The following is a 25,602-nucleotide window of genomic DNA, read 5'->3' as shown; positions in this document are numbered from 1 at the left end:
GTCATTAGCAAACCTTCAGCGAAACCCGGCGCGGATCAATTCCGTCGTCCCGGCGGCCCTCTTGTCGGAGGTCGCCGTCTTCTGGTTGATGTTGGGCATGTGGCTCGGCCTGCTGGGTCCGGTGGCGCCTTTGATGATGCTGTCTGGCGCGGCGGGACTGGTCGCCCTGCATCCCGGGCGGATGGTGTTCCTCGCGCGGTTGTGGCCTCTTCTTTTGATCGGCGTTCTGGCCATGGTCTCTGCGATCTGGTCTGCAGAGCCCGGAGTGAGCGGTCGCTTCGGGCTTCAACTTTTGCTCACGATCGGCGTCGGGGCGATCCTGGTTGTGACCTGTCCCCCTGAGCGTCTGTTGCGAGGCCTCTTCCTCGCCTGCGCTCTCGTGCTGGTCCTGAGCATCCTGTCGGGACGTCAGGGCCAATCGCTCAGCGGGCCGGTCCTGATCGGCCTTCTGGGGTCCAAGAATGAGATGGGCACCTTGTGCTTCCTGCTGCTTGGCGCGGCGGTGTCTGTGGGCGTCAGCGAGGCGCAGCCCCGCGCCCTGCGGCTCCTGAGCGCGCCGATCGCCGCATTGGCGGCTCTCTATCTGGTGAAGGCCTTTTCAACCGGCGCCGTTCTTGGCGCGATGATCTTCTTTGGAACCTTCGTGGGTCTGGTGATCGCATCGAAACTTTCCAGTTCGGCGAAGTTTCTTCTCGCGCTCACCGTGGTCGTTCTTGCGGCTCCGCTGTGGATTGTTCGTGACGATCTAGCGGAGATCTGGCGCCATATCCTGGTCGATGTGCTCCACAAGGATGCGGGGTTGACCGGGCGCGATTACCTTTGGGCGCACGCCGACGCCCTTATTGGGGCGGAACCCCTGCTGGGGCACGGGTATCGATCGACCTGGCTCGGACACGGCGTCGATACGATCGGCCTTCTGCGATGGGCGGGCCTCCAGTCAGGCGAAGGGTTCAGCTTCCACAATTCGTACAGAGAATGGCTCGTTGATTTCGGTTTTGTCGGCGCCGGCTTGATCGTCCTGGCGCTCGGCGTCGGGATTATCCGCACCCTGATCCGCGCCAGTCAGCAGGGCGTGACTGCAGCCCAACTATTCTTCGCCTCAATCGGCGTCGTGTTCGCGGTGCGCGCCTATTTCGAATATGTCTTCGGCCCCTTCAGCTCCAGCACCATCCTGGTGGTTGTGGTTGCGGGCTTCGGTTATCTCGGGGCCAGGACCCTGGCTGGGGCGCCGACCGGCTTCGGCCTCCCGAACAGGGCGGTCCAGGAGCGATTTGTTCAGTAGAGCTGCAGGTCACGGACGCCGAGCAGACGCGCCGCCACGCCGCGATGGAGGGCTCCCCTGACCCAGAGCCGACGTCTCGCCACGCCATTCCAGGCCAAGACCGTGCTCAAACCCATGCAGGCTGCCGCCTTGGCCATGGCGGAGACGAGGCCCCTTCCGCGTTGGCCTGACGCCACATAGGTCAGAGCATGGGTCTGACCCGCCCTGAACGCTCTGTGGGTAAGCCACTTCAACGTCAACCGGTCCGCGGCGGTCGGTTCCGAGACCGAGGCCTCCGCAGCCGCCACATAGCGACGCCCTTGGCCATACAGCCGCGTGAAGAACTCGGTATCCTCCCCCCCGGAGCGGCCCAGGGCCTCAAGGAAACGTTCCGGTCCCACGGCCGCCCTGCGGACCAAGGCATTGGAGGTGTAGCCGGTCACGACGCCCTGGCGGGTGTCGACAGCGCGGGTTGAGTGCAGGTCTGACTTCAGGATCCAGTCCGGAGCGTTAGAGGGATAGACGGCTCGGACCGGACCGAAGGCGGCGTCGTGATCACCGATCGCAGCCAGAAGGGCGGCCAGCCATGTCGGATCGGCGATCTCATCGTCATCGATCCAGGCGACGAAGTCGGCCGTGCTCGCGTCAAGAAGCGCGTTGCGGGCGACGGAGATGTTTCGAGCGGGCGCGTGAAGATACACCCTCGGCCAACGTCCAGTCCCGCCGTCGACAAGCGGCTTCGCCGAGGGAGTCTCATCGTTGTCCGCCACAAGAACCCTGACAGCGCCTACGACGCCCGCCTGCGCGTCGATCGACGCAAGGGTTTGCAACAAACTGGCGCGGCGGTAAGTGCAGACACAGACATCGACGCTGGGCGCGACGGCGGGTTTCGGCATGGTCGAGCATCCGATGGAGAGGGACGGGGCTCACTAGCAGCCCTGTCCACAGACGTCTCCGCCTTAGCGCGCTCCGCGCGCGATCAGCACGGCGGGGATCGTCAGCACCAGAACCTTGAGGTCGGTGACGAGCCCGCGGCGGCGGACGTAGAGTACGTCGCAAGCGACCCGGCGGCGATAGGTCGTATTGCTGCGTCCGCTGATCTGCCAGAGGCCCGAAATGCCCGGCCGCACCCGCGCGTAGGCTTCGAACCGACGACCGTAGAAGGGACGTTCGGCGGCGACGATCGGACGAGGGCCGACCAGATTCATTTCGCCGCGCAGGACGTTGATGAGTTGGGGCAGTTCATCAAGGCTGCTTGCGCGCAGAAAACGCCCGAGAGGCGTGACGCGCGGATCGCGAGTGAGCTTCTGCGTGGTCTCCCATTCCAGCCTGGCCGCCAGATCGTGTTGGAGCAAGGCGGCAAGGCGAACATCTGCATCCGGCACCATGGTGCGGAACTTCAGGCAGCCGAACGTCCGACCCCCTTTGCCGAGGCGTTGATGCGAGAAGAACGCAGGGCCCCGATCAGACAGCCATATGGCGGCGATCAAGGCCACGAACAGTGGCACGAGGAAGAGGAGTGCGACCGCCGCGATCGACACATCGAAGAGGCGTGGCGTCGCCAACGGCTTGCCCGGCCCGGAGCGGTACGGACGGGGCCTCGCCGAGGGCGAACGCAAGACAGCTGTGCCAATATCGACCATGGACTTCATTCTTTTTTAACGCTTTGGCGAATTGGCCTCCTCTAAGCAAGAGGCTTGCCACATTTGCGGCCGACAGGCTTTTCGATGACGTCGAGAGGCCACAGTGTGCGCTGCAAAAAGAGCTGGACTATGTTGCAGTGCGGTGCGAATGTTCTTTCAAGACTTCCTGGATTTTTCAACAGTAACGGCGGCGACTTCGACGGAGTCGTATGGAGCTTTCCCATGGCCTTTCCGGTGGTGTCCGATAGACAGTCCAAGCTTGACCGAAGCGAGGCGCCGTTCGTTGCGGCCCGTATCGACTGGATGCGGGGACTCGACGTGGTCATCGCAACTGTAGGCGTGATCTTTATTGCGCCGCTTCTTCTCCTTCTGGCGTTCGCCGTGTTCGCTCAGGACGGGGGCGCGCCCATCTACAAGCAGAACCGGATCGGGCGGGGCGGACGCGTCTTCGGCTGCCTCAAGTTCCGTTCGATGGTGCCTGATGCGCAGGAACGGCTCGACCATTTGCTGGCGACGGATCCTGCGGCGCGATTGGAATGGGCCGTCGATCACAAGCTGCGCAACGATCCGCGCGTCACGGCTTTGGGCCGCTTCATCCGCAAAACGAGCCTCGACGAGTTCCCTCAGCTCTTCAACGTCATCGCAGGCGACATGAGCCTTGTCGGCCCACGGCCCATCGTGCAGGCCGAAACCGTTCGCTACGGCGCTTATCTGCGGCATTATCTGACGGTGCGACCCGGGATCACCGGGGTGTGGCAGGTCAGCGGACGCAACGACGTTTCCTACCGTCGACGTATCGCCTGCGACATTCTTTACGCCCGCCGCCGGAGCTTCAGTAAAAACCTTCAGATCATGGCGGCCACTTTCCCCGCCGTGCTTCAGTCGCGCGGCTCTTATTGAACGTCCTGTGCCGCGGAGCTTGTTTGTGCCAACGATGGGGTCGGGACTTTTGATTGCCGCCATGGCAGGGGCGCTGCTCGCCGGCGCCACGGCCCAGGCGCCGACGCCTTTGCCGCCGCTGCCTGACTTCAGCAATGTTGCGCTTAGACTGTGGGATTGGGACGCGCCTATGGCCCCGTCTCAGTGGTCTGAACCAAAGCTCGGGGGATATGACTGGCGTGCCGATCACGCCGTCATTCGCGACGGTGAACTTGTCTTGTCCGTCAGCGAGCGCGCCTCGGGACAGGTTCAGACGCAGGCTGCGGCATCCGGCGCCACTGAAGCGCTTTGGGAGGTGGACGTCACCTTGCCGTCGATGCGGGACGGCCTCATCGCAGCGCCGCTCTGGACCTTCAACGCCAAGACCTTCGACGAGATCGATTTCGAAGTGGTGGGGCGCAACGGTCTACAGTTGACGCTTTGGACAGCCGTCGATGGCAAACACACGGCGGTTTGGTCCGATACAGTCATTCGAGGCGACCTGTCGGGTCGACGTTTTCGGCTGGCGATCGCTTACGAAGCGGGACGACGCGTTCGCTTCTTCGTCGATGGGGCGGTGGTCGCTGACGTCACCCCCGAAGATACGCCGCTGGGATTCCCCTCCACGGTTCAGAAGCCGTATTTCGACCTCTGGGTGGCGAACGGTCTCGATCCCGGATGGGCGGGACAATGGCGTCCTCTCTCGCGGGGCGAATCGCTTCGCATGCGGGTGCATGGTTACCGCGCGGGGCCTCTGCCGCCGGCGTGAACTAGTCCGCGAGAAGTGCAGCAACCATGGCAGCCAAACCGATCCAGATTGCGAGATTGCAACCGATCAGGCCCCAAAAAACGAGTGGCCGGCGAGGCGAAATCCCCGCGCAAGCCATAGGAAGGTGCTGACTGGGCAGATCCTGCATTTCGTTTCCTCCCGCGATTTTTCGCGTGGTGGGGGAACGCTATGCCGAGTCGTCTCAAAGCTGAAAGCCAGGAACATTCCTGAGGTCGCCCCGCGACCCAGGCGTATTTTTGTGCACGGAATCTTGTGCGCCGCAACGTAGCCGCAATATCCGTGCTATGGAGTCGGCGCCCACCTGGAGTGAATGTTGATTTCGCTGGCTTTGATCCTTTGCGCCTGCGTGGCGATTTGGCTGGTTTGGCCGGTGATCCAGCGTCGCCTAGGTCTGCCGGCTCCGGCGACCGCCCTCCGTCGAATGGTCCGACGCGGGCGATCCTACCGGCGACGCAACAAGAGCTGATACCCGCTCGCGCTGCCGCGTTCAGACGTGGTTTACACGGGTTCACGATATTGGTTCACGTCGCCTTGGCGGGTTGACGGATAGGCAGGGTCTCCATTGGAGAGCCCCGCTTTGATCACACCCCATCGCGCCGTCCTGATCCTACGCGCCATAACCGTTTGCACGATCCTGGGCTTGCTGGTCTTCACCCTGGGACCCTTTCAGGGCGTCGAGTCGCGCGCCGGGTTGAGTGACAAGAGCGCTCACGCCATCGCCTTCTATGTCCTCACCCTTATGGTCTTCGCCGTGGCTCCGCAGTGGCGCCGCAACGATCTCGCCTTGATGACACTGGGCTTGGGTCTACTGATCGAGTTGGCCCAAGGCCTGACAGGGCGCAGTGTCTCCCTGTTGGATTTCCTCGCTGACGCGGTGGGTGTGGCTGCGGCCACGGCGCCCGGCTGGATCGAAAGGCTCCGCTACGATGCGCGCCGCCATCCGTATCTGTCCTTCCGCGAGATATCCGACCGGGACCGTCGCAAAAAGGGTGGGCGCCGACAGTTGCCTTCGTCATCCAGGCGATCCGACGCCGACGATAGGCCGATCCAGAAAGACGGATGGCGTTAAGGCCGTCCTGGCGCCGAAACTTGCAAAGCAAGTGTGGCCCGTCCTGTTCTGGTACAACTGGATCAGGGGTGGGCGATCCGCAGGTTGCTGTTCCGGACGGACCGCCCGGCCGGCGAGGGGAGGGAGAGACCGACCCCCGCCGGCCGACTCGGACCTTAGCAAGTCCGGGCTTGGCGTCGCGGGGGCAGGGTGGTTAACGCCTGACAATTTGAATCCGGTCCGCCAAGAAACGTTGAACCCTCGCCTTCTGGATCTGGGCTGTGTGCCATATTGGCACGCCTGGGTCAGTCTGTGCCATTCTGACGGGCGAACACCGTCGTTTTCAGGCTCGGAACTTGCAGGCTTCAGGGGCGGGTGGCCTCGCCTTGAGGTCAGGGGGACGACACCATGGTGCGGCAGGGCTGGGCGGACGCTGCTCGGGGTTTGGCGATCATAACGATCGTGTTTTTCCACGTGGTTCTCGGGCTCGGTGAGCGAGGAGAAGTCCACTGGACGGCCTGGATGCTGATCAATCTGTTCGCACCCTTCCCGATCGTTCTGTTCTTCGTCGCTGCCGGACGCTTCAGCCAAACGCTCCTCGACGGCGGCTGGTCAGCCGCCGTAACGCGTCGTATCGCCGGACTGTGTTACGTTTTCGCGCTTTGGACGCTTCTCAACGCCGCAGCTGCCGCGACTTTAGGGGATAGGCAGACCGTTGAGCCTCTCGCGTATCTGGCCAATCCGCGCTCGCCTCTATGGTTCATATGGGCCCTGGTTCTTTACACCGCGATCGCCGCCGCAACGCCGCGATCCTGGAGGCTTGCGGTCATCATCGGCGCTGGCGCGCTTTCGTTCTGCAGCTTTGCGGGCCTGATCGCCCTGAACAGTTTCGTCTACGACAACCTCCTCCGGTTTCTCCCCTTTTTCCTGACGGGAGTGGCTGCAGGGGAGATAGAGCGGAGCATTGAGGGGCGACGCTGGCGCCTTCTCCTCGGCGGGGGGCTGCTTTTCGCGGGGCTGACGGCCCTGACCGTATGGATGCCCGTTCCCTTGTCGGGCAAGGGCGCGCTGCTGTTCGGGCTCGCCGTGCTCGCGGCGCCCGTCGGCATCGCGGGCGCCTCCATCGTTGCAGAGGCGCCTTGGATAGGGCGACTGGCGCAGGGGTTTGGGCGCTACAGTCTGGGCGTATATCTCGTCCACCCAATCATGATCCTTATCATGTTTTACGTCATCGATATGACAGGACAGGCTTTGGCGCCCGAGTGGATCGGCACGCCCTTTGTGCTCACGATCGTGAGCCTTGGGATTTCGATCGGTTTCGTTCTGATCTCTCAAAAGCTCGGCTTGACGTGGCTTTATCGACCACCGGCAGGACGGAAGAGTGGCGAGCGGATGGCGGAGGCGCGTGAGCGCTGATCGACGCGACAGACGGCGAGCGAATCGGGGGGGCGCGGGGAACCAAGAGGAGATGGGTGCGTTGCCGGGCAGGCTTCATTGCTCAGGAAACGCGCCGTTTGGGTTGATCCTTCGGGGCAGCGCTTTGGCCGAAACGGATTGCGGGCGCTTCGTGATTTTGATCGCGGAGCGCCACTCTTCGTTTCGGATCAGACGATTGTGGTGGGGGACGCCGCGTCGCTGGACAGGGTCTCTATCAACCGGATTGTTGCGGTGCGCGCTTCGTCATTCGGCAGGCGTGACCATGCGGAGACCAAACGGCGTATCATGGGCTGCTCGTAAGGATCCGGAACGTTGAGAAACTCGGAGGGTAGACAGTCCAAAGCGGCGGCGAGTTGAACGAGCGTCGCTGACGAAACTTTCGCACCTGCTTCGTACTTCAGGACCATGGGCGGACTCATGCCGACCGAGGCGGCCACGACCCTCAAACTCAGGCCAAGTTCCTTGCGGCGAATCCGAAGCGACCGTCCAATGTCGCTGTAGAAAGCTGCGTCGTCACCAATTTCCGGCGAGATCCTGGGTTCCATGATCAATGTAGGGGCTCTGATGTTGAACGGGCGCAGTGTCGGGGGAGGGATGGCCACAGCGCTGGAGCGGGCGGCTGTGACGCGAATGGAGAGAACCGCTCCGTCGGTCCGCAATAGTCCCTCCGTCAAGACACGACGGCAAGGCGTCTTTTTGCGCGGTGCAGCCTTCCTGACCCGATGTCCGGCCGTTGCTGCGCCGCAGCAATTGTGCGCTACTGGCGCCGTTAAAGGATCCGCATGGTTACTGGGCGACGTCTGGTCGGCATAGATTTGGTTCGGTCAGTGGCGATTATCGGCGCCATGGGCAGCCATGCCTTCACCGTGTCCGGGGCGTTCGATGGACAGAACGGGATCCCGATGACCGCCGTCAGACTCTTAATGGGCCTGGCCACGCCGGTTTTCATCTGCCTGTTCGGCTCGATGCTTGAAATCGCATACCGCAAGAAGCTGGATCGAGACGGGCCCGTCGCCACGGTTCGGCAGCTCCTCTCCAGGGCTGCGCAGTGTTATCTTCTTTACGCTCTGGCGATCATCGTCCGTGTTGCGGTGGGCGATTTCTCGATGGGCTACGGCTTGAGATGCCTGCTTCTGATGGGCGTCACCCCCTTTTCCGACATCCTCAAATTTTACGCGGTCATTCTGGTCTTTGCGCCGGTCATCCTTCGTCTGACGCGTGATCGTTGGGGGCTCGCGGTTCTCGTGACCTTCAGCCTGGCGGTCCAACTCGCCCATCCCCTGCTGGCTGATCTCCCGAGGCCTCCGCCGGTGATGGGGCGGAACTATCTGGAGTTCCCCGCGGGATTTCTTTACGGCGGCGGCGATGGGCCCGGTGGACCGTCCGTTCTTCATGGTCTCGGCTTCGTGACCTTTGGGCTCCTGATCGGACACGCCGCCCGGTGGTTGACCAGAAATCCTGATGAGCCCGGTCCGGGGCGGGTGGCGTTCGCCGCTCTCACTTTAATGCCTTTGGTCGCCGTGCTTGCGCTCTGGCCAAGAGACGCGTCGTTCAGCGCTGTCGTAAGCCTTCTCATCAACATGGATTTTCGGAACGACAACCATCCGCTTTACTTCGCCATTGGGGCGCTGACAGCGGCCGGAGCCGTCTGGCTGGCGACCGAACATTATGATCGGGGTCGTGCGCGAACGGCCCGTCTAAGCTTTATCGGCACGGTCAGCCTGTTCACGTTCGCCTTCGGCAATATTCTACTGGTTCTGGCTCGGCGGCTCGTGGTGCCAGAGAGCCTATCCCTTGCGTTCGGCATTGTGCTTCTCGCGGCCGTCGTCGCACTCAGTGGTTTGTTCTGGCGTTCCCTGACGGTGGGTAGGGCGCGAGCCGGCGCCGGCTGCAGCGGTGCGCTCGTCGCCTGGGCTAAGGCCCAGAATTGGGTCGTGTCGAGCATCGGAGCCGCCGTGACGCCGATCGGCAAAGCCTATGCTCGCCTCTTGTGGCCTGATGCGGGATTGAGGCGCTCGGGCGGTGAAGTAGGCTGAATTCCCGTGCCGTCGTGGTGGACGTCATTCACCTGTTGGGTTGTGTCCAGCCCGTCTACACCATGGCTGGGGCTCTGAATCAGGTCTCGGCCGCAATCAACTTCGAATTCCACACAGGACCTGCGGCCGCCGCCGGCTGAGTGTGTCAGCCCTGAAGCGTCAGGTGCGCAAATCTGACCGTGTTCACGCCAGAGCGGTCGTGTTAGCACCCGCTCATGGCACGCAGCAACACCACTGAAGTCGATGTTCGAATTGGAGCCACGATCAAGGCGTTCAGGGTGGCCGCGCGTATGACGCAGGTCGAGCTCGCCACGGCGGTCGGGGTCACATTTCAACAAATCCAAAAGTACGAGCGCGGGCTCAATCGCGTCAGCGCCGCAGCCATGCTGAAACTGGCGAAGACGTTCGACTGTTCCGTGCTGAGCCTTTATGGCGAGACAGAGTTGTCGGCCAATACGCACTCCGAAAGGGTGATGCTGAAGCTGTGGTCTCAACTTCGTGGGCCTGAGCGGGATGCCGTGGTGGCGATGATCCGCGAGTTCGCCAAGCGTGACGCCGGACCGGAGTGATCCAAGGCGATACCGACGACGTGCGGTGTCCGTTCGGCTGGCGCCTCTCTCGCCCGTCTGAATGAGGGGCGGACAAGCTGATCACCGAAAATCCCGGCTCTTCAGACGGATCGTGTCGAGGTGCAGATCGGGGATGTAGATGTCTCTCGCCCTGACCGTCCGGGGCGGGGCGTCGCGGGCGTCGGGCGATCCGCCGCGATGGAATTCGTCGCCGCGACCGTGGGGGAGGGGGAAGGCCGAGGCTCGGTCGCCGACCGAGGCGAGCAGGCCGGATGCGTCGTGAAGTCTGGTCGCGACGATATGGACGACCTCGCCTTCGCGCTGAACCTTGCCGTCCACCGCCAGCATCGTCGCCGACAGGACGATGCGGCGCTGCTGGTCGTAGAGGCTGGGCCAGATCACCAGATTGGCGACCCCGGTCTCGTCCTCGATGGTGATGAACATCACCCCCTTGGCGCTGCCGGGCTTCTGGCGGACCAGGACCAGGCCCGCGACCCGGGTCAGGCGTCCGTCGCGCATCCCTGTCGCATCGGCGCAGGTCATGACGTGGCGGGTCTGGAGCTCGGCGCGCAGGAAGCTGATCGGATGGTCGCGCAGGGTCAGGCCGGTATGGCTGTAGTCCTCGACCACCTCGCGGCCCGGCGTCATGGGTTTGAGGTCGGCGTCCTGCTCCAGGATCTCGGGTTGCGGGTCGCGGGCGTCGGCGGCGGCGAAGAGGGGCAGGGGCGCATCGCGCAGGCCCTTGATGGCCCACAGCGCGTCGCGGCGATCGAGGGAAAGGGCTGGGCGGAAGGCGTCGGCTTCGGCCAGTCGGACCAGGCTTGAGACCTGGGCGCCGGCGCGTCGCCACAGGTCGTCGACCGAGCGGAAGGCGCCCTCCGTTCGGGCCGCCAGGATGCGGGCCGCGTCCGCGTTCGCCAGTCCTCGCACCATCCGGAAGCCCAGGCGGACGGCGAGGCGGCCGTCCGGGCCGGAAGGCTCCAGGGTGCAGTCCCAGCGGCTGGCGTTGACGCAGACCGGGCGGATCTCGACCTGATGCTGCTGGGCGTCGCGGACGATCTGGGCCGGGGCGTAGAAGCCCATCGGCTGGGCGTTGAGCAGGGCGGCGCAGAAGACGTCCGGGTGGTGGCATTTGAGCCAGGAGGAGGCGTAGGCGATCAGGGCGAAGGAGGCGGCGTGGCTTTCGGGAAAGCCGTAGGAGCCGAAGCCTTCGAGCTGGCTGAAGGTTTTTTCGGCGAACGCGGCGTCATAGCCGCGCTCGACCATGCCGTTGATCAGCTTGTCCTTGAAATGGCTGACGCCTCCGGTGAATTTGAACGTCGCCATGGCGCGCCGAAGCTGGTCGGCCTCCGAGGCCGTGAAGCCGGCGCATTCTATGGCGACCCGCATCGCCTGTTCCTGGAACAGGGGCACGCCGAGGGTCTTGCCGAGCACCTTCTCCAGCTCGGGCTTGGGATAGACGACGGCCTCCTTGCCCTCGCGTCGTCGCAGATAGGGATGGACCATGTCGCCCTGGATCGGTCCGGGGCGGACGATGGCGACCTCGATGACCAGATCATAGAAGGTGCGGGGCTTGATCCGGGGCAGCATGGCCATCTGGGCCCGGCTCTCGATCTGGAAGACGCCCAGGGTGTCGGCCTTGCGGATCATCGCATAGGTTTTGGGATCCTCGGCCGGGAGGGTGGCCAGGTCGAGCGCGATCCCCTTGTGCTCGGCCAGCAGGTCGAAGCCGCGCTTCATGCAGCTGAGCATGCCCAGCGCCAGGACATCGACCTTCATGAACTTCAGGACGTCGATGTCGTCCTTGTCCCATTCGATGACCTGGCGGTCCTTCATCGCCGCCGGCTCGATCGGGACCAGATCGTCCAGACGGTCCCGCGTCAGGACGAAGCCGCCAGGATGCTGGCTGAGGTGGCGCGGGGCGCCGATCAGCTGACGCGACAGGTCGAGCGCCAGCCGAAGCCGGCGGTCCTCCAGATTGAGGTTCAGCCCCTCGACGTGCCTGTCCTCCACCCCTTCGCTGGAATAGCTCCAGACCTGGGACGATAGGGTCTTGATCAGGTCCTCGCTGAGGCCGAGCGCCTTGCCGACGTCGCGCAGGGCGCCCCGCGACCGATAGCGGGTGACGACCGCGCAGAGGGCGGCGTGGTTGCGGCCGTAGGTCTCGAAGATCCACTGCATGACGATCTCGCGCCGCTCATGCTCGAAGTCGACATCGATGTCGGGGGGCTCCTTGCGCTCCTGGCTGACGAAGCGCTCGAACAGCAGGTCGTTGCGCCCGGGGTCGATCGAGGTGATGCCCAGGACATAGCAGACGGCGGAGTTGGCGGCCGAGCCGCGACCCTGGCACAGGATATCCCGGCTGCGGGCGAACCGGACGATCGAATGGACCGTCAGGAAATAGGGCGCATAGTCCAGCTTGCCGATCAGATCGAGCTCGTGATGCAGGGTCCGGCGCACGCTGTCCGGCAGACCCTCCGGATAGCGATCCGCGGCGCCGGCCCAGGTCAGCTGTTCGAGGGTCTGCTGCGGCGTCATGCCCGGCGTCGAGACCTCGTCGGGATATTGATAGGCCAGTTCGTCGAGCGAGAAACGGCAGCGGTCGGCGATCTCGACCGAGCGGGCCAGGGCCTCGGGATAGGCCTTGAAGAGACGATGCATCTCGGCCGGGGGCTTCAGATAGCGGTCCGCATGGCGTTCGCGCCGAAACCCCAGTTCGTCGATGGTGCAGCCGTGACGCACGCAGGTGACGACATCCTGCAGCAGCCTCTGGTCCGGATGATGGAAGAGGACGTCATTGGTCGCCACGGTCGGCACGCCGGCCTGGGCCGCCAGGGTGGACAGGTCGTGCAGGCGCAGCGCGTCGCCGGGGCGTCGCCGCAGCGTCAGCGCCAGATAGGCGCCGGTCGGGAAACTCGCCTTCAGTTTTCGCAGACGGGCGGCGCAGGCGTCGTCCGCCTCGTCGGGGACGAGGACGGCGATCAGGCCTTGCGACCAGTCCTTCAGGTCCGCCCAGTCGAGATGGCATCGGGCCTTGCCGGCGCGGCGCTTGCCCAGGGACAGCAGACGGGTCAGGCGGGAATAGGCGGGACGGTCGGTCGGATAGACCAGCAGGCCGGTCCCATCGACCAGGTCGAGGCGGCAGCCGACGATCAGGCGCATGCCCGAGGCCTTGGCCGCCTCATGGGCGCGCACGATCCCGGCCAGGGAGTTGCGGTCGACGATGGCCAGGGCCTCCAGACCGCACAGCCGCGCCTGTTCGAACAGCAGCTCGCAACTGCTGGCGCCGCGCAGGAAGGAGAAGTGCGAGGTGGCTTGAAGCTCGACGTAGGACATCAGGGTTCGCGGGGTGTTCGGCGTCCTCGAAAGCGCTTGCGGGAGGCCGAAGGCAAGCGTCGCCTTGGACAAATGTTTCCTTTTTGTTCTCGCCTTGATATGCAGGGCGTCATGCAGGGATCGGCCATCCGCAAGATCGTCCATGTGGACATGGACGCCTTCTTCGCCTCCGTCGAACAGAGGGACGATCCGGCCCTGCGCGGGCGGCCGGTCGCGGTGGGGCACGCGGCGGCGCGCGGCGTGGTCGCCGCCGCCAGCTATGAGGCGCGGCGGTTCGGGGTGCGCTCGGCCATGCCCTCGACGACCGCCCTGCGCAAATGCCCGGACCTCGTCTTCGCCCCGCCGCGCTTTGAGGTCTATCGCGCGGTCTCGGCGCAGATCCAGGCCATCTTCGCCGACTACACGGACTTGATCGAACCCTTGTCTTTGGACGAGGCCTATCTCGATGTGACCGCCGACCGGCGCGGCCTGGGCACCGCCTCGGCGACGGCGGAGGCGATCCGGCGGCGGATTCTGGAGGAGACCGGCCTGACCGCCTCGGCCGGAATCTCCTACAACAAGTTCCTGGCCAAGCTGGCGTCGGACCAGCGAAAGCCAAATGGCCAGTTCGTCGTGGCGCCCGGCCGGGGCGAGGGCTTCGTCGAGACCCTGCCGGTCCAGCGGTTTCATGGCGTGGGGCCGGTGACCGCCGCCAAGATGGAGCGTCTGGGGATCCGCACCGGCGCGGACCTGCGCCGCCAGTCCCTGGCCTTTCTCCAGCATCATTTCGGCAAATCCGGGCCCTGGTATTACGCCATCGCCCGCGGCGAGGACGATCGGCCGGTCAACCCGGACCGGACCCGCAAGTCCAGCGGCTCGGAAACCACCTTCGCCTCCGACCTGACCGAGCCCGAGGCGATCGAGGCCGGGGTGGCGGCGATGGCGGACGAGGTCTGGGCCTGGTGCGAGACGGCGGGCAGTCGCGGACGGACCGTCACCGTCAAGGTCAAATGGGCCGACTTCCAGCAGTCGACCCGCAGCCGGTCCCTGTCCGAGCCCGTCGCCTCCCGCGAGGCCTTGCGCGAGGTCAGTCGGCTGCTGGTCCGGTCCCTCTATCCGCCGAGCCGGGGCGTGCGGCTCGTCGGGGTCAGCCTGTCCAATCTGGAGACGATGGGCGCGGCGGTGAAACAACTGGCCCTGTCTTGACCGGACCGGCGCAGATCGACCTGTTTGGGGAAGCGCCTGTATTTGCGCCGGTCGTTGCAGGGTTCGACTATTGGGCCGACGTCCTGTCGACGCCCGAACAGGCCGCGCTTGTCGCTGCGCTCCAGACCCTCGCCTTCAGGCCCTATGAGCATCTGGGCTACCTCGGCCATCGCCGGATCGCGGCCTTTGATCGAGCAGCCGACAGCGCGGGATGGCCGGTGTTTCTCTCCCAGGTGATGGCGCGGCTGGCGGATCGTCTTGATTTGGACGGCGCGGCCTTCGTCCAGGTCCTGGTCAATGAATATGCGCCCGGCGCCGGCATCGGCTGGCATCGCGACCGCCCCGTCTATGGCGAGATCCTGGGCCTGTCCCTGCTGGCGCCCTGCGTGATGCGGCTGCGCCGTCGCGAGGGGGCGGGCTTTCTGCGCAGACATGCGCCGCTGGCGTGCGGCTCGGCCTATCGATTGTCGGGGGAGGCGCGCGCGGGCTGGGAGCATTCGATCACGCCGATGACGGCCTTGCGCTATTCCGTCACCTTCCGGACCCTGGCTGTCTAGCGATGGATGGGGCGGTCGGGTGACGTGAAGCGGTCCGGAACGGTCTGGTCAGGCGAGGTCGATCCAGACCGGGGCATGGTCGCTGGCGCCCTCGGCGTCGCGCACCGCGCGATCGACGCCGGCGTCGGTCAGGCGTTCGGCCGCAAGGCCGTTGAGCAGCAGATGGTCGATCCGCAGGCCGGCGTCGCGGGGCCAGGCCTCCCGGAAATAGGACCAGAAGGTCCAGGGCGGCGGATCGTGCGGGAAGCGCTCGCGCAGGGCGTCGGTCCAGCCCTGGTCGAGCAGGGTCTGGTAGGCCGCGCGGCTCTCGGGCTGGAGCAGGGCGTCGGTCTTCCACGAGCGGGTGTTGTAGATGTCGGCGTCGGTCGGCACGACATTGTAATCTCCAGCCAGGACGACCGGCGCCGCCGTGGGATAGAGCGAGGCCGCATGGGTGATGAGCCGGTCGGCCCAGGCCAGCTTGTAGTCGAACTTGGGTCCGGGCCTGGGGTTGCCGTTGGGCAGATAGAGGCAGCCGATCAGCACGCCGTTCACCGCCGCCTCGATATAGCGGGCCTGGCGGTCGTCGGCGTCGCCCGGCAGCCGGCGTCGGGTCACGACGGGCTCGCCGATCCGGCTCAGGATGGCGACGCCGTTCCAGCGGTGTTCGCCGGCCCAGACCGCCGCATAGCCGGCCGCCTCGATCTCGGCGGCGGGAAACTGGCTGTCGGTCGCCTTCAGTTCCTGCAGGCAGACCACGTCCGCCTGGGCCTGTTCCAGCCAGGCGAGGAGGTTGGGCAGCCGAGTCTTGACGCCATTGATGTTGAAGGTGGCGATCCGCATGTCGGTCACCGCGACGCTGGGGTGGCCAGGGTTTCGAGGGCGGCGCGCACATGGGGTGCGAGGGCGTCGGCCATCCGGCCCACGCCGACGGCGTTGGGATGGATCCGGTCCGGCAGGACATAGGCGGGATGCAGCGCCACCCCCTCCATCAGGAAGGGCATGAGGGGCGCGCCGGACGCTCGGGCGACCTCGGGATAGGCGGCGTCGAAGGCCCAGGCATAGGCGCCGAACCAGGGCGGCGCGCGCATGCCGCAGACGAGGACGAAGACGCCGCGCCGGTGCAGTCGGTCGATGATAGACAGGAGATTGGCCTTCACGCGGTCGGCGGGGACCAGCTGCATCATGTCGTTGGCGCCCAGGGCCAGGACGCAAAGGTCGGTCTGGGCCGGCACGTCCCGATCGACGCGGCGCAGACCGTCGGCCGTGGTGTCGCCGGAGACGCCGGCGCCGACGATCCGCACGGGCGGCGTCCCGCCTTCCAGGCGTTTGGCCAACTGACGCGGGAGGCTCTCGGCGGGTTTGAGGCCATAACCTGCGGTCAGGGAGTCGCCCAGGAGGGTGACGACGCGTTCCGCCGGCGCGCCGTGGGAGCGGCCGCTCAGCGGAAGACCCGGATCGGGCCCGTCACGAAGGCGGGGGCGGGGGCGGGGTCGGCAAGGCGGGGAGGGAAGGGCATGGCGTTCTCGTTTCCGAGGATAAGGCGTCGGGCGCGGCTCTCGTTCCGCGAAGGGCAGGGGGCCTGGCCGAACGGGCCGTGGAGCCGCCCGCTGAGGCCTGGGACCCGCGCTGGCGACGAACGGCAACGAGGAACCCGACACTGCCAAGCCCGGCGTGGCCGGAGGCTGGCGGCCTAATCCCGGTCTTGGATATCTGGTCTTGCAAGCCTGGTTGGGTGATTACCAATCGTTATGGTGACCGGGTCGCCGGAGTGGCGGCATGTTCGACCTATGAACCTGCTGGGCCTCCTCCTCGTCGGCGCCGATAGCCTCTTCAAGCGGCTGGTCGGGCGCGCGCGTTTCCTCTGATCTCTCAAGCTTCACAACTGAAACGTGGTTTATGACGCGCCCGTGAGTTGCTTCCGGTTCGTCGTCGGTGTGCTCTGTCCGAGCACGCGATGGGGCGTGCACATGGAGACAACCCGATGAAAATCCGCGTTAAAGCCATGCTTGTCGGCGCCGCCTTGGTCGCCGCCGCCGGCGTCACCTCAGCCGTCGCTCAGACCGACCTGACCGCCTATCACTACGTCTAATACGCCGACGCCGCGAAGACCGAATATCTCGGCGAGATCTCCGATCGCGGCTGCGGCCGATCCGGCAGCTACAGCTACGTCCTGAGGGCGAATGTGCCTTCGCCCTATTACGACGCAACGCCGATCTTCGTGTGCGGCGGCAACGGCCCGACCCTTCCTGAAAACTGGTGAGCCAGGACCCGCCCTCGCGAGGGGGCGGGCTTTCTCGCCATCGAGACTTGGCGTCCGGCCCCTGGCGCTCGACCACGGCGCGCGTCTGCGTCTCGACGCCGGTCGGCCTTCGGCATCCACCACGGACCGACCGGTTGCGGCGTTCCTAGCAGGTCAACGACGACGCCAGACCTCTTTACCCCCGACCGCCACCGACTGGACCTGGTCGTCGTGGAGCGTGCACAGCACCTCGCCCCGGGCCGAGGTCGCCGGCCAGGTCTTCTCCCCCAGCACATAGTCCGGCCCCATGACGACGGTGTCTTGAGCGGGAGCGCCGCCGATCGCGACGCCGTTTCTCGCCGCAATACCCAGGCACGCCGCGGTCGCTTCAGCGCGCGGATCCGATCCCTGTGCATGGGCGCATGCGGCCAGGAGGAAGACGGGAAGCAGGACGAAAGGGCGCATGGCGAGGATCACTACGGTTCTTCGACCCTCTCAAAATGATCCATTCCGTCAGCTGCGTCGAGACCTTCAGCCGCGTCGAGGCCTTCAGCCGTGACGGAGGTCATCTCGCAATAGGTTTGATCGGCGCCCCGGGAGAACGCCTCGTTTTGAGCGCTGTCGGGCTATCCCGGGCATGAGACGGCGTGACCGTCCCTGACGTCGGCGGTCTTCCAGCTTTGACCCTTCGCTGATCGGTCGGCGCCGCCTCCCGCGTCTCGAGGGCCAGTAGGCGCGCGCCGTCGGATTCGACGTTCCGGCCGTTCCGGCCGTTGCGGGTGGCGCAGGCGGCGTCGGGATAGCTTGGGCGGTCTTCGGCGCAAGACAGCCAAAGGGCAGGGCTTCGCCATCATCAGGGCAGCATCAGGCGTTGAGGCGGGACAGGCGGCGGGTGCGACGCCTTTCGCCACGCGCGTCTTCACAGAGGACGCTGTCCGTCATCCAGAAGGTGCGCGGTCCATCCCATGACGCACGAACGCTCGCCCTATTGGACGATCTGGAGACCGACCTCGAAGCCGAAACGTCGGCGATAGAGGCTTCCTCAAGACGCGCCGAAGACAACGGGCTGACAGGACCGAGTTTTGAAGCTAAGCCGCAGCCGTCGCGGTTCGTGCTGGAACGGCGTCAGGCGGTCTGGCCGGTGGCGACGCCGGCCGGACCGCGTCACCGCATCACCGCATCGGGCTGCGATGAATGACGGGACGCTGGAGCCGCGTGCGAGGGGTGCGGAACATCTGGTCGCTGGCGAGATCATCGACTTCAGGGCGCACTTCACCCTGGGCGACCGATCCGCAGCCGAGCAGGTCCGGACTGCCGCTGTCGCCGCTTGAACGTTCATTTGGACGGGACTGATCAGCGGAGAAGCCAGACCTTCCCCCGGCATAATCAGCCTTAAGGCCGAGCTGGTCATCTAAACGACTCGTGTTATCCGAAGAGCATCCGGGAGGGAATGTCCGGGCAGGCCCGTTCCGAACCTTCAGTGGCTCCGGGGCGGGCCGAACTGTCCTGCTTCCGGCCCAGGCGCCCAGCCGTCGATGATTGTCAGGACGAAGCCGTCGACGGCGTTTACGGCGGCCAGGGGCGTGGCTTCAAGGCGGCATTCGCTGATGCTCGCCCGAGGGAATATGTCCCCCTCATCCTTCGTGTGCGAGATGCGGGGTGGGTCATTTCCGTCGTCGCGGAGACGCCTGTTCATCGACGGCTGCGCGAGCCAAGGCCGGTGCGAAAGGGCAGCCTGACGTTAGACCCGTACCGCTCGCCCAAGCTCCGGCAGGACCGGCACGCTGACGCAACGCTATGCGGCGCCTGCTAGGGTCGGACCGGTCCGTCTGGATGGACCAAAGCGCCGCTGCGACGGCGCGGTCGCGCGCGTGACCATAGTCGCTCGAAGGGCCCCAGGGACCTGTGCAGGCTGCGCATCGCGGCGCTGAAGGCCAAGGCCGACATCGGTTGACGATGGACGGGCGTCAGCCGAACAGGCCGTGGAGCCACCAGCTTAGGTCGCCTGTCTGGGCCTGTTCGCCGTCGCCGCGCCGATAGACCCAGAAGCGGGCCCCGGCCTCGTCCTCCAGTTGGAAATAATCCCTCACGGCGTCGCGTTCGCCGTCGCGCCGCCACCATTCGCCGAAGATCCGCTCCGGGCCGTCAGCCTTTTTGACCCGGTGGCGAACGCCCCGCCAACTGAAGGCGACCGGCGGCTGATCCGGCAGGAGGGCGACGGCCTCGATCGCCTCGGGGCGGGCGAGAAGCCGCGAGGGGCGCGGCCAGCGCCGGGTCCAGGTCTCCGTCACCGGCGGGGCGGTGGGGGGGAGTTTGCGGGTCGCGCGTTCGGGGACGTCGCTCTGGGCTGGGGCCAGCCGATACAGGTTTTGCGGGCCGAGACGATTGGCCAGGAGATCGACGAGGTCGCCGATGTCGGGCGTGGCCGGGCCGGTCAGGTCGCCGGACGTCGGCGACCAATCCAGCGGCAGGACGACGGGGGCGGCCAGGACCATGGCTTCGACGCCCAGGCCGGGATCGACGGTCTCGATCCGGTCGCAGAGCAGGCGCGCGAGCCGTTGGATATCGCGGACGGGGCGGGCGAGGCCCACGCGGATGGCCTCGGTCCGGTTGTCGATCCGTTCGAAGCGCAGATCGAGCCGCGTCGCGCCAAGGCCCTGGCTTTCCAGCGCAGCGCTGAGGGCCTCGACCAGTTTGAGCGTATAGCGGGCCAGGGTCTCGGGGGCGCCGATCGGTTCGGCGAACAGGCGTCGGACCTGGATCAGCTCCGGGGCGTCGATGGGGGTGATCGGCTCGGGCGCGCGCCCATAGGCCTGGTCCAGCCGCCGCGTCAGCTCGGGGCCGAACCGCAGGGCCAGGGGCGCGCGCGGCTTGGCCTCCAGCTCGCCGATGGTGTCGATCCCCAGGCGCTCCAGGCCTTCGACCATGTCGGCGGGAAGGCGCAGGGCGCGCACTGGAAGATGGCGGATCGCGGGGCCGCCGCGTTCGACCGCGATCGTTGGTCGAGCGACCTGGCGTGCGAGGGCGTGGGCGGCGCCCCAGGTGTCGGCGAGGGCGGCGCGGGCGTCGAGGCCGACGCCGGCGGTCTGGGCGATCAGATCGTCGAGCAGGCCCTGGTCGCCGCCGTATCGGTGGCCGGCGCCGGTGCCGTCGAGCACCAGTCCGTCCGGCGGGTCGGCGGCGACGATGGGCGCATAGCGGCGCAGCGCCCACAGGGCGAGCTGATCCAGGGCCGCGGCGTCTCCTGCGGGATCGAAGGGGTGGACCACCAGGTCGCCCACGAGCGCGCGCGCCTGGGTCGCGGCCATGCCGGGATGCAGACGATGGGCGAGGGCGGCGGGGTCGGCGGCCAGGACCAGGCGTTTACGGCCCTGACGGCCCACCAGGACGAGAGGCGTCTCAGGCGACGGCGCGTCCGGTCCAAGCCGGCGCCGCAATCGGTCGGTCGGCCAAGTGGGCAGGTAGAGCGAGACGACCCGTCTCATCGCAGGCTTCCAGTTCGAAATCCGCGCAGGCTCCGGCGCGGCAGCGGATCAGTTCGACGAACCAGCGCGGGCGTCCGACGCCGGCGACGGGCAGGGGGGCGGAGGGCAGGGCGGTGACCCGCCACCTCGTGGCGGCCGCCGTGGGCTGGCCGAAGTCCGCCGCCTCGGCCTGGCGACGCCATCGTCGCACCGCCAGGCCGAGGGATCCGCTGTCCTCGGCGACCAGCTGCAGCCGCCGGGACGCGGTCATGGACAGGCGGGCCACCTCGCCGACGACCGCGCCGAAGCCGCCGTGGCGCAGGCCGTCCTCGAAGGCGGCCAGCACGCCGGCCTCGTCGCCGGCCTCCACATAGATCACCCGGTTGGACGAGAGGCCGGCCTGTTCCAGCGCCGGGGCGAACAGATCCGGCCGGGTGACGCACCAGAGCACCGGACCCTGGGTGCGGGCGGCGACGCCCGCGGCGAAGAGGGCGGCGACCGCCCCGTCCACGGCGCCGTCTCCGCCGCCGGCCACCTCATGCAGCGCGCCCAGCGCCAGGCCGCCGGCGGGCAGCCGACGGTCGAGGGCGTCCAGGCCGAACGGCAGGACGCCGCGGGGTGTGCGCCGGAACGCCTCGATGCGGGCGATCTCGGAACGCAAGGCCTGAAACGGGGACGGGGCGACGGACATGATCTCCTGAACTGGGCGAACCGTTCAATGTTCCGCATTTGTTCTTATCGAACGCCGCGAGAGTCAAGGCGCGAGGATGTGGACCTGTGGAGCGGTCTGTGGGCGGCGACATCTCGCGGGTCGGGCGTTGTCCGTCCATGCCCGCGACTTCGCCTCATCCGACCACGCCCGACGGCCGCTATTTCGTGGTGCGCGGCCGCCTGTGGCGCTGCGCCGATCCGACGCTCGCTGCAGAGACGCGCCAGCGGCGCGTCCAGGACCTGATGGCGGCGCGTCGATCCGTCCGTGCGGCCCTGGCTGCGGCGGAAGAGGACGCCCTGGCCGCCGCGCGTCGCGCCGTCGACACGGCCAAGATCGCGCTGGGCGAACGCGGTCCGGTCTGGTGGGACGACGGGGCGCCGGACCTCAACCGCCGCATGGCGCGGAACACCCTCTATGCGGACTGGTTCGCTGCGCTGGACGGAGGTGAAGCATGACCGCCGACCTGGAACGGTTCGTGACGGCGCAGGACGGGGTGTTCGACACGGCGATGGCCGAGTTCGCCGCTGGTCGCAAGGCGAGCCACTGGATGTGGTTCGTCTTTCCTCAGGCCCGATCGCTGGGACGGTCGCCCACCGCCGTCTTCTACGGGATCGCGTCTCTGGCCGAGGCCCGGGCCTATTTGGCGCATCCGATCCTGGGCGACCGGCTTGTCCAAGCCGCAGAGGCGGCCACGACGGCGCCGGCGGCCTCGCTGCATCGCCTGTTCGGATCGCCGGACGATCTGAAGTTCCGGTCCTCCATGACCCTGTTCGCCCAGGTCTCGCCGGAGCCCGCCGTCTTTGACGCTGCGCTCGCCCGATGGGCCCTGGGTCCCGACCGCCTGACGGCGGACCTGGTGGAAAAGGCCCGGAAGGGGCCGGATGTGCTGTGAAGGATCAGGACGGGCGCGGTTCGGACGCAGACGGCTTGCGGCTGCGGCGAAGCTGAGCCGAGCCGCTCCGGGATTGATGGACGTTCGTGTCAGGTCAGGGCGGCCCGGCAGGCGACTGAGCGCTTTCGCGCATAGGAACAGGGGGGGGCAGGGCCACGTTGCGGGCTTATGAATGAGACAGTCGCCAATATCGTGGGATCAGCCGCTGCGATCTGCTCGGTGACCAGTTTCGCGCCCCAGGGGATCAAGATCTGGAAGGAGCGGGACGCCTCGGCCGTCAGTCTCAAGACCTATTCGCTTACGGTGTCCTGCTTCATTCTCTGGGTGGTCTATGGCGTCATGACCCAGGCCTGGCCCGTCACCGTCGCCAACAGCTGCGCTTTGGTCATGGCCTCTGGGGTTCTCGTCATGAAGTGGCGCTTTCGCGACGGCGATCCGAAGTCCGACGCCAAGGTCGCCGGGGACGAACCCGGCGCAGTCGAGTCCGGTCATGGACACAGGCAGGGTTTGGCCCGGCGAGAGGGAACGAACGCCCCGGCCTATGCGATTGACTTGGACAGGGAGAGAACGATGACCGTGGGAGCGGAAGAGGATGATCCTCGGCGGTCGCCGAACCGGAAACAGGCCGCTGACGCCCGCTCCGGCCTGGCCCAGGGCGGCCTGGGCGGAGCCGGGACCGAACTGTTGGACTCGGGCCAGGAGGAAGTCTTTTCCCGGGCGGAGGTCGAAAGCGGGCGCATCGAACATCATGCCGGCGAGACGGCGACCCACGAGCCTCTCCAAGCCCGCAAGCCAGAGGAGATCTGACCGTGGCCGGTCTGCATGCGCCCCTGCCGACTTCGACCGTTCACCTGTGCATCGACATGCAGCGGATGTTCGTCGAGGACACCGAATGGCGCACGCCGTGGGCCGAGCGGGTCATGCCCGTCCTCGTCAAGCTCTGCGAGGCCAAGGCCGACCGGACGATCTTCACCCGTTTCATCCCGGCGGCCCGGGTGGGGGAAGGGCGCGGGACATGGCGCGACTACTGGCGCCGCTGGTCCTCGATGACCCTGGAGGCGATGGGCTCGTCAATGGTCGATCTCGCCGGTCCGCTGCAGAGGTTCACGCCGCCCGGCCGCCTGATCGACAAGAGGGTCTATTCGCCGTGGCTCGGCACGGGGCTGGACGCTGAACTGCGCGCGCTCGGCGTCGACACCCTGGTGGTCACCGGCGCCGAAACCGACGTCTGCGTTCTGGCGGCGGTTCTGGGCGCCATCGATCTGGGGTACCGGGTCGTGGTCGTCACCGACGCGGTCTGCAGCTCCGCCGATGACCCTCACGACCATCTGCTGGCCCTTTATCATGACCGGTTCGCCCAGCAGGTCGAAACCGCCGAATGCGCCGAGGTGCTCGATGGCTGGCGGTGAGGGGAAGGCCTGGCGCCCGATCAGCCCGCCGCCGGCGCATGGCCCCCGCAACGGCGCCCTGCCGGCCTATGTGTCAAACGGCCTGATCGGTCTGCGCGTCCGCGAGATGGCGCTCGCCCCCGGCATGACCCTCGTGAACGGCGTCGCCGGCGAACATCCGGAACGACGGATCGAGGCGGCCGCGCCCGTGCCCTATCCTTTGGCGGCCGACGTCTGCATCGAAGGCGTCTGGCTGTCGGATCAGCCCTGGTGCGTCACCGACCTGGTTCAGGACTACGACTTCTCCACCGGGGAACTGACCAGTCGGTGGACCGCCCGCCTCGGGGAGGTGACAGCTCAGTTCGAGGTGGTCACCTTTGCAAGCCGCACGGCCCCGACCGTGGTGCTGCAAGAGGTCTTTGTGCGACCCGACAGGGCGTGCGGGCTCCAGATCCGCGCCGTCGTGGCGACCGCCGGTCTGCGGGGGCGGGTGACGCGACGGAGCACCGATACGCCGGGCGAAGCCGAGCCCGCCTGCGACGGATCTCTGCTCTGGACCACCGAGGGCGACCTCTCGACCTGCGGCCTCGCCCTCTGGACCGAGACCCGACCGGCTGCGGCTCGGAGCGTCGCCACGTGGGATGTGTCCGGGCCGCTCCAGACCGCCTACGATCTCGGGCGCGTCGGCAAACGGGGCGCGCGCCTGCGACAGATGGCGGCCCTGGTCCCCTCGCTGGTGCACGCCCGTCCGGACGAGGAGGCGGTGCGCCGCGTCGCGCGTGCGGCCGAGACCGGATTCGAGACCTTGCGCGCCCGAAACCGCGAGGCCTGGCGCGCCCTCTGGCGGGGCCGGATCGTGGTCGAGGGCGCCAGGCCCGAGCATCAGGCCCTGATCGACGCGGCCTTCTTCTATCTCAACAGTTCCGTCCACGCCGCCTCGCCGGCCGCGACCTCGATCTTCGGGCTGGCGACCTGGCATGACTATTCCTACTACTACGGCCATGTGATGTGGGACATCGACGCCTTCTGCGTCCCACCCCTGATCCTCAGCCAACCCGACGCCGCGCGCGCCCTGCTGGACTTCCGCAGTCGCGGCCTGGCCGCTGCGGGCGCCAACGCCCGCCTGTCGGGACGTCAGGGGCTGCAGTTCCCCTGGGAGGCGGCGCCCTCGACCGGGCAGGAGGCGACGCCCGGCGGCGGATCGGGCGCGGCGCACGAGGACCACGGATCGCTGCATGTCGCACGCGCCTTCAGCCTCTATGCCGATGCGACGGGCGACGCGGCCTTCCTGCGCGAGGACGCGTGGCCCGTCCTCAGCGGGGTGGCGGACTGGATCGTCAGCCGGATGGTCCGAACCGATCGCGGCTTTGAGTTGATCCGGGCCACCGGTCCGGCCGAGGTGCCGGTTCCGCCGGACAACGACGCCTTCACCCTGATGTTCGCCCGGGATGTCTTGACGCGCGCCACGGCCGCCGCAGAGGCCCTGGGCAGGCCTTCGCCGGAGGCCTGGCGTCAGGTCTGCGACCAGCTCTACCTGCCCCTCCGGGCGGATGGGGTGATCGCCGCCCATGACGGCTTCCGGATCGACGAGCCCAAGGGGGCCACGCCATCACCCCTGGCCGGCCTGTTTCCGGGCGGATATCCGGCCGGACCCGATGTGGCGAAGGCGACGCTCGACTTCTATCTGGCGCACTGGAAGGCCTATGTGGGTTCGCCGATGTTTCCGGCCCTGTATGCCGCCTGGGCGGCGCTCGCCGGCGATCGCACCTTGGCGCTGAAGCTGTTCGAGGAGGGATACGCAGCCTACGACGCCGGACGGTTCCACCAGTGTCTGGAGTATCGGGCCGACCACCCGGACAGCGAGACCGCGGCGGGACCCTTCTTCGCCAACCTCGGGGGGCTGCTGCTCGGCATTGTCTACGGACTGACCGGACTGGAAGCGCGCGGCGCCCCCGCCGACTGGCCGGCCCGGCCCGTGGTCCTCCCTGAGGGATGGAGGGCGATAACCGTGGAGCGCCTATGGCTGGAAGGCCGACCTGTTCATCTGCGCGCGGAGCACGGCGCTGAGCGCGCTGTCCTGTCGCGGCCGTGAGGCGGCGATGATCAGGCTCGACGTGAATTCGCTGGGGGCGGCCCGGCCTGGCC

24 protein-coding genes and 1 pseudogene are annotated in these 25,602 nt (G+C 66.8%); 16 read left to right on the top strand and 9 right to left on the bottom strand.

What is annotated here, in order from left to right; genetic code table 11:
• The first annotated feature begins 61 nt into the window (after nt 1-61).
• Nucleotides 62-1,282, top strand: coding sequence for an O-antigen ligase family protein (locus ACP69V_RS08155; protein ID WP_426023412.1), 1,221 nt, complete (start codon nt 62-64; stop codon nt 1,280-1,282).
• On the opposite strand, the gene ACP69V_RS08150 is transcribed toward ACP69V_RS08155, so the two are convergent.
• Nucleotides 1,276-2,157 (bottom strand): glycosyltransferase family 2 protein, encoded by an 882-nt coding sequence (locus tag ACP69V_RS08150; RefSeq protein WP_426023411.1) that lies wholly within the window; start codon nt 2,155-2,157, stop codon nt 1,276-1,278. The genes ACP69V_RS08155 and ACP69V_RS08150 overlap by 7 nt on opposite strands.
• A gap of 63 nt (nt 2,158-2,220) precedes the next feature.
• On the bottom strand, nt 2,221-2,904 hold the full coding sequence (locus ACP69V_RS08145) for a sugar transferase (protein WP_426023410.1): 684 nt from the start codon (nt 2,902-2,904) through the stop codon (nt 2,221-2,223).
• Nucleotides 2,905-3,126: 222 nt separating this feature from the next.
• Here ACP69V_RS08145 and ACP69V_RS08140 point away from each other — a divergent pair, with 222 nt between their 5' ends.
• The 4 genes from ACP69V_RS08140 (at nt 3,127) to ACP69V_RS08125 (ending at nt 7,076) form a co-directional block, all read left to right on the top strand.
• A complete protein-coding gene (locus tag ACP69V_RS08140; protein ID WP_426023409.1) occupies nt 3,127-3,804 on the top strand; it encodes a sugar transferase in 678 nt (225 codons plus the stop codon).
• Between the two features lie 61 nt (nt 3,805-3,865).
• Entirely contained in the window at nt 3,866-4,591 is a 726-nt protein-coding gene (locus ACP69V_RS08135; protein WP_426023408.1) for a family 16 glycosylhydrolase, read from the top strand.
• Between the two features lie 661 nt (nt 4,592-5,252).
• Nucleotides 5,253-5,681: a VanZ family protein gene (locus ACP69V_RS08130; protein ID WP_426023407.1), complete on the top strand. Its 429-nt coding sequence runs from the start codon at nt 5,253-5,255 to the stop codon at nt 5,679-5,681.
• Between the two features lie 387 nt (nt 5,682-6,068).
• Nucleotides 6,069-7,076: an acyltransferase family protein gene (locus ACP69V_RS08125; protein WP_426023406.1), complete on the top strand. Its 1,008-nt coding sequence runs from the start codon at nt 6,069-6,071 to the stop codon at nt 7,074-7,076.
• 188 nt (nt 7,077-7,264) lie between these two features.
• Here ACP69V_RS08125 and ACP69V_RS08120 read toward each other — a convergent pair whose 3' ends face one another.
• Nucleotides 7,265-7,642 carry a helix-turn-helix domain-containing protein gene (locus ACP69V_RS08120; RefSeq protein ID WP_426024044.1) on the bottom strand — a complete coding sequence of 126 codons (378 nt, stop codon included), beginning with the start codon at nt 7,640-7,642 and terminating at the stop codon, nt 7,265-7,267.
• A 237-nt stretch (nt 7,643-7,879) separates the two neighbouring features.
• Between ACP69V_RS08120 and ACP69V_RS08115 the strand changes: the two genes are divergently transcribed.
• Together ACP69V_RS08115 and ACP69V_RS08110 are read left to right on the top strand one after the other, a co-directional pair.
• A complete protein-coding gene (locus ACP69V_RS08115; protein WP_426023405.1) occupies nt 7,880-9,133 on the top strand; it encodes a heparan-alpha-glucosaminide N-acetyltransferase domain-containing protein in 1,254 nt (417 codons plus the stop codon).
• 215 nt (nt 9,134-9,348) lie between these two features.
• Nucleotides 9,349-9,702 carry a helix-turn-helix domain-containing protein gene (locus ACP69V_RS08110; RefSeq protein WP_426023404.1) on the top strand — a complete coding sequence of 118 codons (354 nt, stop codon included), beginning with the start codon at nt 9,349-9,351 and terminating at the stop codon, nt 9,700-9,702.
• A gap of 81 nt (nt 9,703-9,783) precedes the next feature.
• Here the strand turns inward: ACP69V_RS08110 and ACP69V_RS08105 are convergent, their stop codons facing one another.
• Complete coding sequence (locus ACP69V_RS08105; protein WP_426023403.1) at nt 9,784-13,038, bottom strand: error-prone DNA polymerase; 3,255 nt, start codon at nt 13,036-13,038, stop codon at nt 9,784-9,786.
• 111 nt (nt 13,039-13,149) lie between these two features.
• Between ACP69V_RS08105 and dinB the strand changes: the two genes are divergently transcribed.
• On the top strand, nt 13,150-14,223 hold the full coding sequence (dinB, locus tag ACP69V_RS08100; protein WP_426023402.1) for a DNA polymerase IV: 1,074 nt from the start codon (nt 13,150-13,152) through the stop codon (nt 14,221-14,223).
• A complete protein-coding gene (locus tag ACP69V_RS08095; protein ID WP_426023401.1) occupies nt 14,220-14,780 on the top strand; it encodes an alpha-ketoglutarate-dependent dioxygenase AlkB in 561 nt (186 codons plus the stop codon). The genes dinB and ACP69V_RS08095 overlap by 4 nt, the downstream gene beginning before the upstream one ends.
• 48 nt (nt 14,781-14,828) lie before the next feature.
• On the opposite strand, the gene ACP69V_RS08090 is transcribed toward ACP69V_RS08095, so the two are convergent.
• From ACP69V_RS08090 to ACP69V_RS08080, 3 genes are all read right to left on the bottom strand, one after another.
• Nucleotides 14,829-15,602: an exodeoxyribonuclease III gene (locus ACP69V_RS08090; protein ID WP_426023400.1), complete on the bottom strand. Its 774-nt coding sequence runs from the start codon at nt 15,600-15,602 to the stop codon at nt 14,829-14,831.
• A gap of 5 nt (nt 15,603-15,607) precedes the next feature.
• A complete protein-coding gene (locus ACP69V_RS08085) occupies nt 15,608-16,156 on the bottom strand; it encodes an arylesterase (RefSeq protein ID WP_426024043.1) in 549 nt (182 codons plus the stop codon).
• A gap of 1,019 nt (nt 16,157-17,175) precedes the next feature.
• Complete coding sequence (locus tag ACP69V_RS08080) at nt 17,176-17,478, bottom strand: hypothetical protein (protein WP_426023399.1); 303 nt, start codon at nt 17,476-17,478, stop codon at nt 17,176-17,178.
• Nucleotides 17,479-17,989: 511 nt separating this feature from the next.
• Here ACP69V_RS08080 and ACP69V_RS08075 point away from each other — a divergent pair.
• Both ACP69V_RS08075 and ACP69V_RS08070 read left to right on the top strand, forming a co-directional pair.
• Nucleotides 17,990-18,199, top strand: coding sequence for a hypothetical protein (locus ACP69V_RS08075; protein WP_426023398.1), 210 nt, complete (start codon nt 17,990-17,992; stop codon nt 18,197-18,199).
• Nucleotides 18,192-18,332, top strand: a complete 141-nt coding sequence (locus ACP69V_RS08070) for a hypothetical protein (RefSeq protein WP_426023397.1) — start codon at nt 18,192-18,194, stop codon at nt 18,330-18,332. The genes ACP69V_RS08075 and ACP69V_RS08070 overlap by 8 nt, the downstream gene beginning before the upstream one ends.
• A gap of 636 nt (nt 18,333-18,968) precedes the next feature.
• On the opposite strand, the gene ACP69V_RS08065 is transcribed toward ACP69V_RS08070, so the two are convergent.
• Both ACP69V_RS08065 and ACP69V_RS08060 read right to left on the bottom strand, forming a co-directional pair.
• Nucleotides 18,969-20,486, bottom strand: coding sequence for a Y-family DNA polymerase (locus ACP69V_RS08065; RefSeq protein WP_426023396.1), 1,518 nt, complete (start codon nt 20,484-20,486; stop codon nt 18,969-18,971).
• Nucleotides 20,401-21,156: an ImuA family protein gene (locus tag ACP69V_RS08060; protein ID WP_426023395.1), complete on the bottom strand. Its 756-nt coding sequence runs from the start codon at nt 21,154-21,156 to the stop codon at nt 20,401-20,403. Before ACP69V_RS08060 ends, ACP69V_RS08065 begins: the two co-directional genes overlap by 86 nt.
• Before the next feature lie 137 nt (nt 21,157-21,293).
• Here ACP69V_RS08060 and ACP69V_RS08055 point away from each other — a divergent pair, with 137 nt between their 5' ends.
• The 5 genes and pseudogenes from ACP69V_RS08055 (at nt 21,294) to ACP69V_RS08035 (ending at nt 25,549) form a co-directional block, all read left to right on the top strand.
• The gene (locus ACP69V_RS08055; protein WP_426023394.1) at nt 21,294-21,632 is read left to right on the top strand and encodes a hypothetical protein; all 339 of its coding nucleotides are present in this window, start codon (nt 21,294-21,296) and stop codon (nt 21,630-21,632) included.
• Entirely contained in the window at nt 21,629-22,069 is a 441-nt protein-coding gene (locus ACP69V_RS08050; protein ID WP_426023393.1) for a DUF1810 domain-containing protein, read from the top strand. Before ACP69V_RS08055 ends, ACP69V_RS08050 begins: the two co-directional genes overlap by 4 nt.
• A 168-nt stretch (nt 22,070-22,237) precedes the next feature.
• Nucleotides 22,238-22,507 (top strand): annotated as a pseudogene (locus ACP69V_RS08045) (SemiSWEET family sugar transporter); the annotation flags it as partial.
• Nucleotides 22,508-22,878: 371 nt separating this feature from the next.
• Nucleotides 22,879-23,478 (top strand): cysteine hydrolase family protein, encoded by a 600-nt coding sequence (locus ACP69V_RS08040; protein WP_426023392.1) that lies wholly within the window; start codon nt 22,879-22,881, stop codon nt 23,476-23,478.
• Nucleotides 23,465-25,549, top strand: coding sequence for a glycoside hydrolase family 65 protein (locus ACP69V_RS08035; RefSeq protein WP_426023391.1), 2,085 nt, complete (start codon nt 23,465-23,467; stop codon nt 25,547-25,549). Before ACP69V_RS08040 ends, ACP69V_RS08035 begins: the two co-directional genes overlap by 14 nt.
• The last annotated feature ends 53 nt before the right edge of the window (nt 25,550-25,602 follow it).

The sequence above is a fragment of the Brevundimonas sp. PWP3-1b1 genome (assembly GCF_049896065.1).
Classification (GTDB): Bacteria; Pseudomonadota; Alphaproteobacteria; order Caulobacterales; family Caulobacteraceae; genus Brevundimonas; species Brevundimonas intermedia_B.
This window is presented reverse-complemented; position numbering and strand designations above follow the sequence as displayed.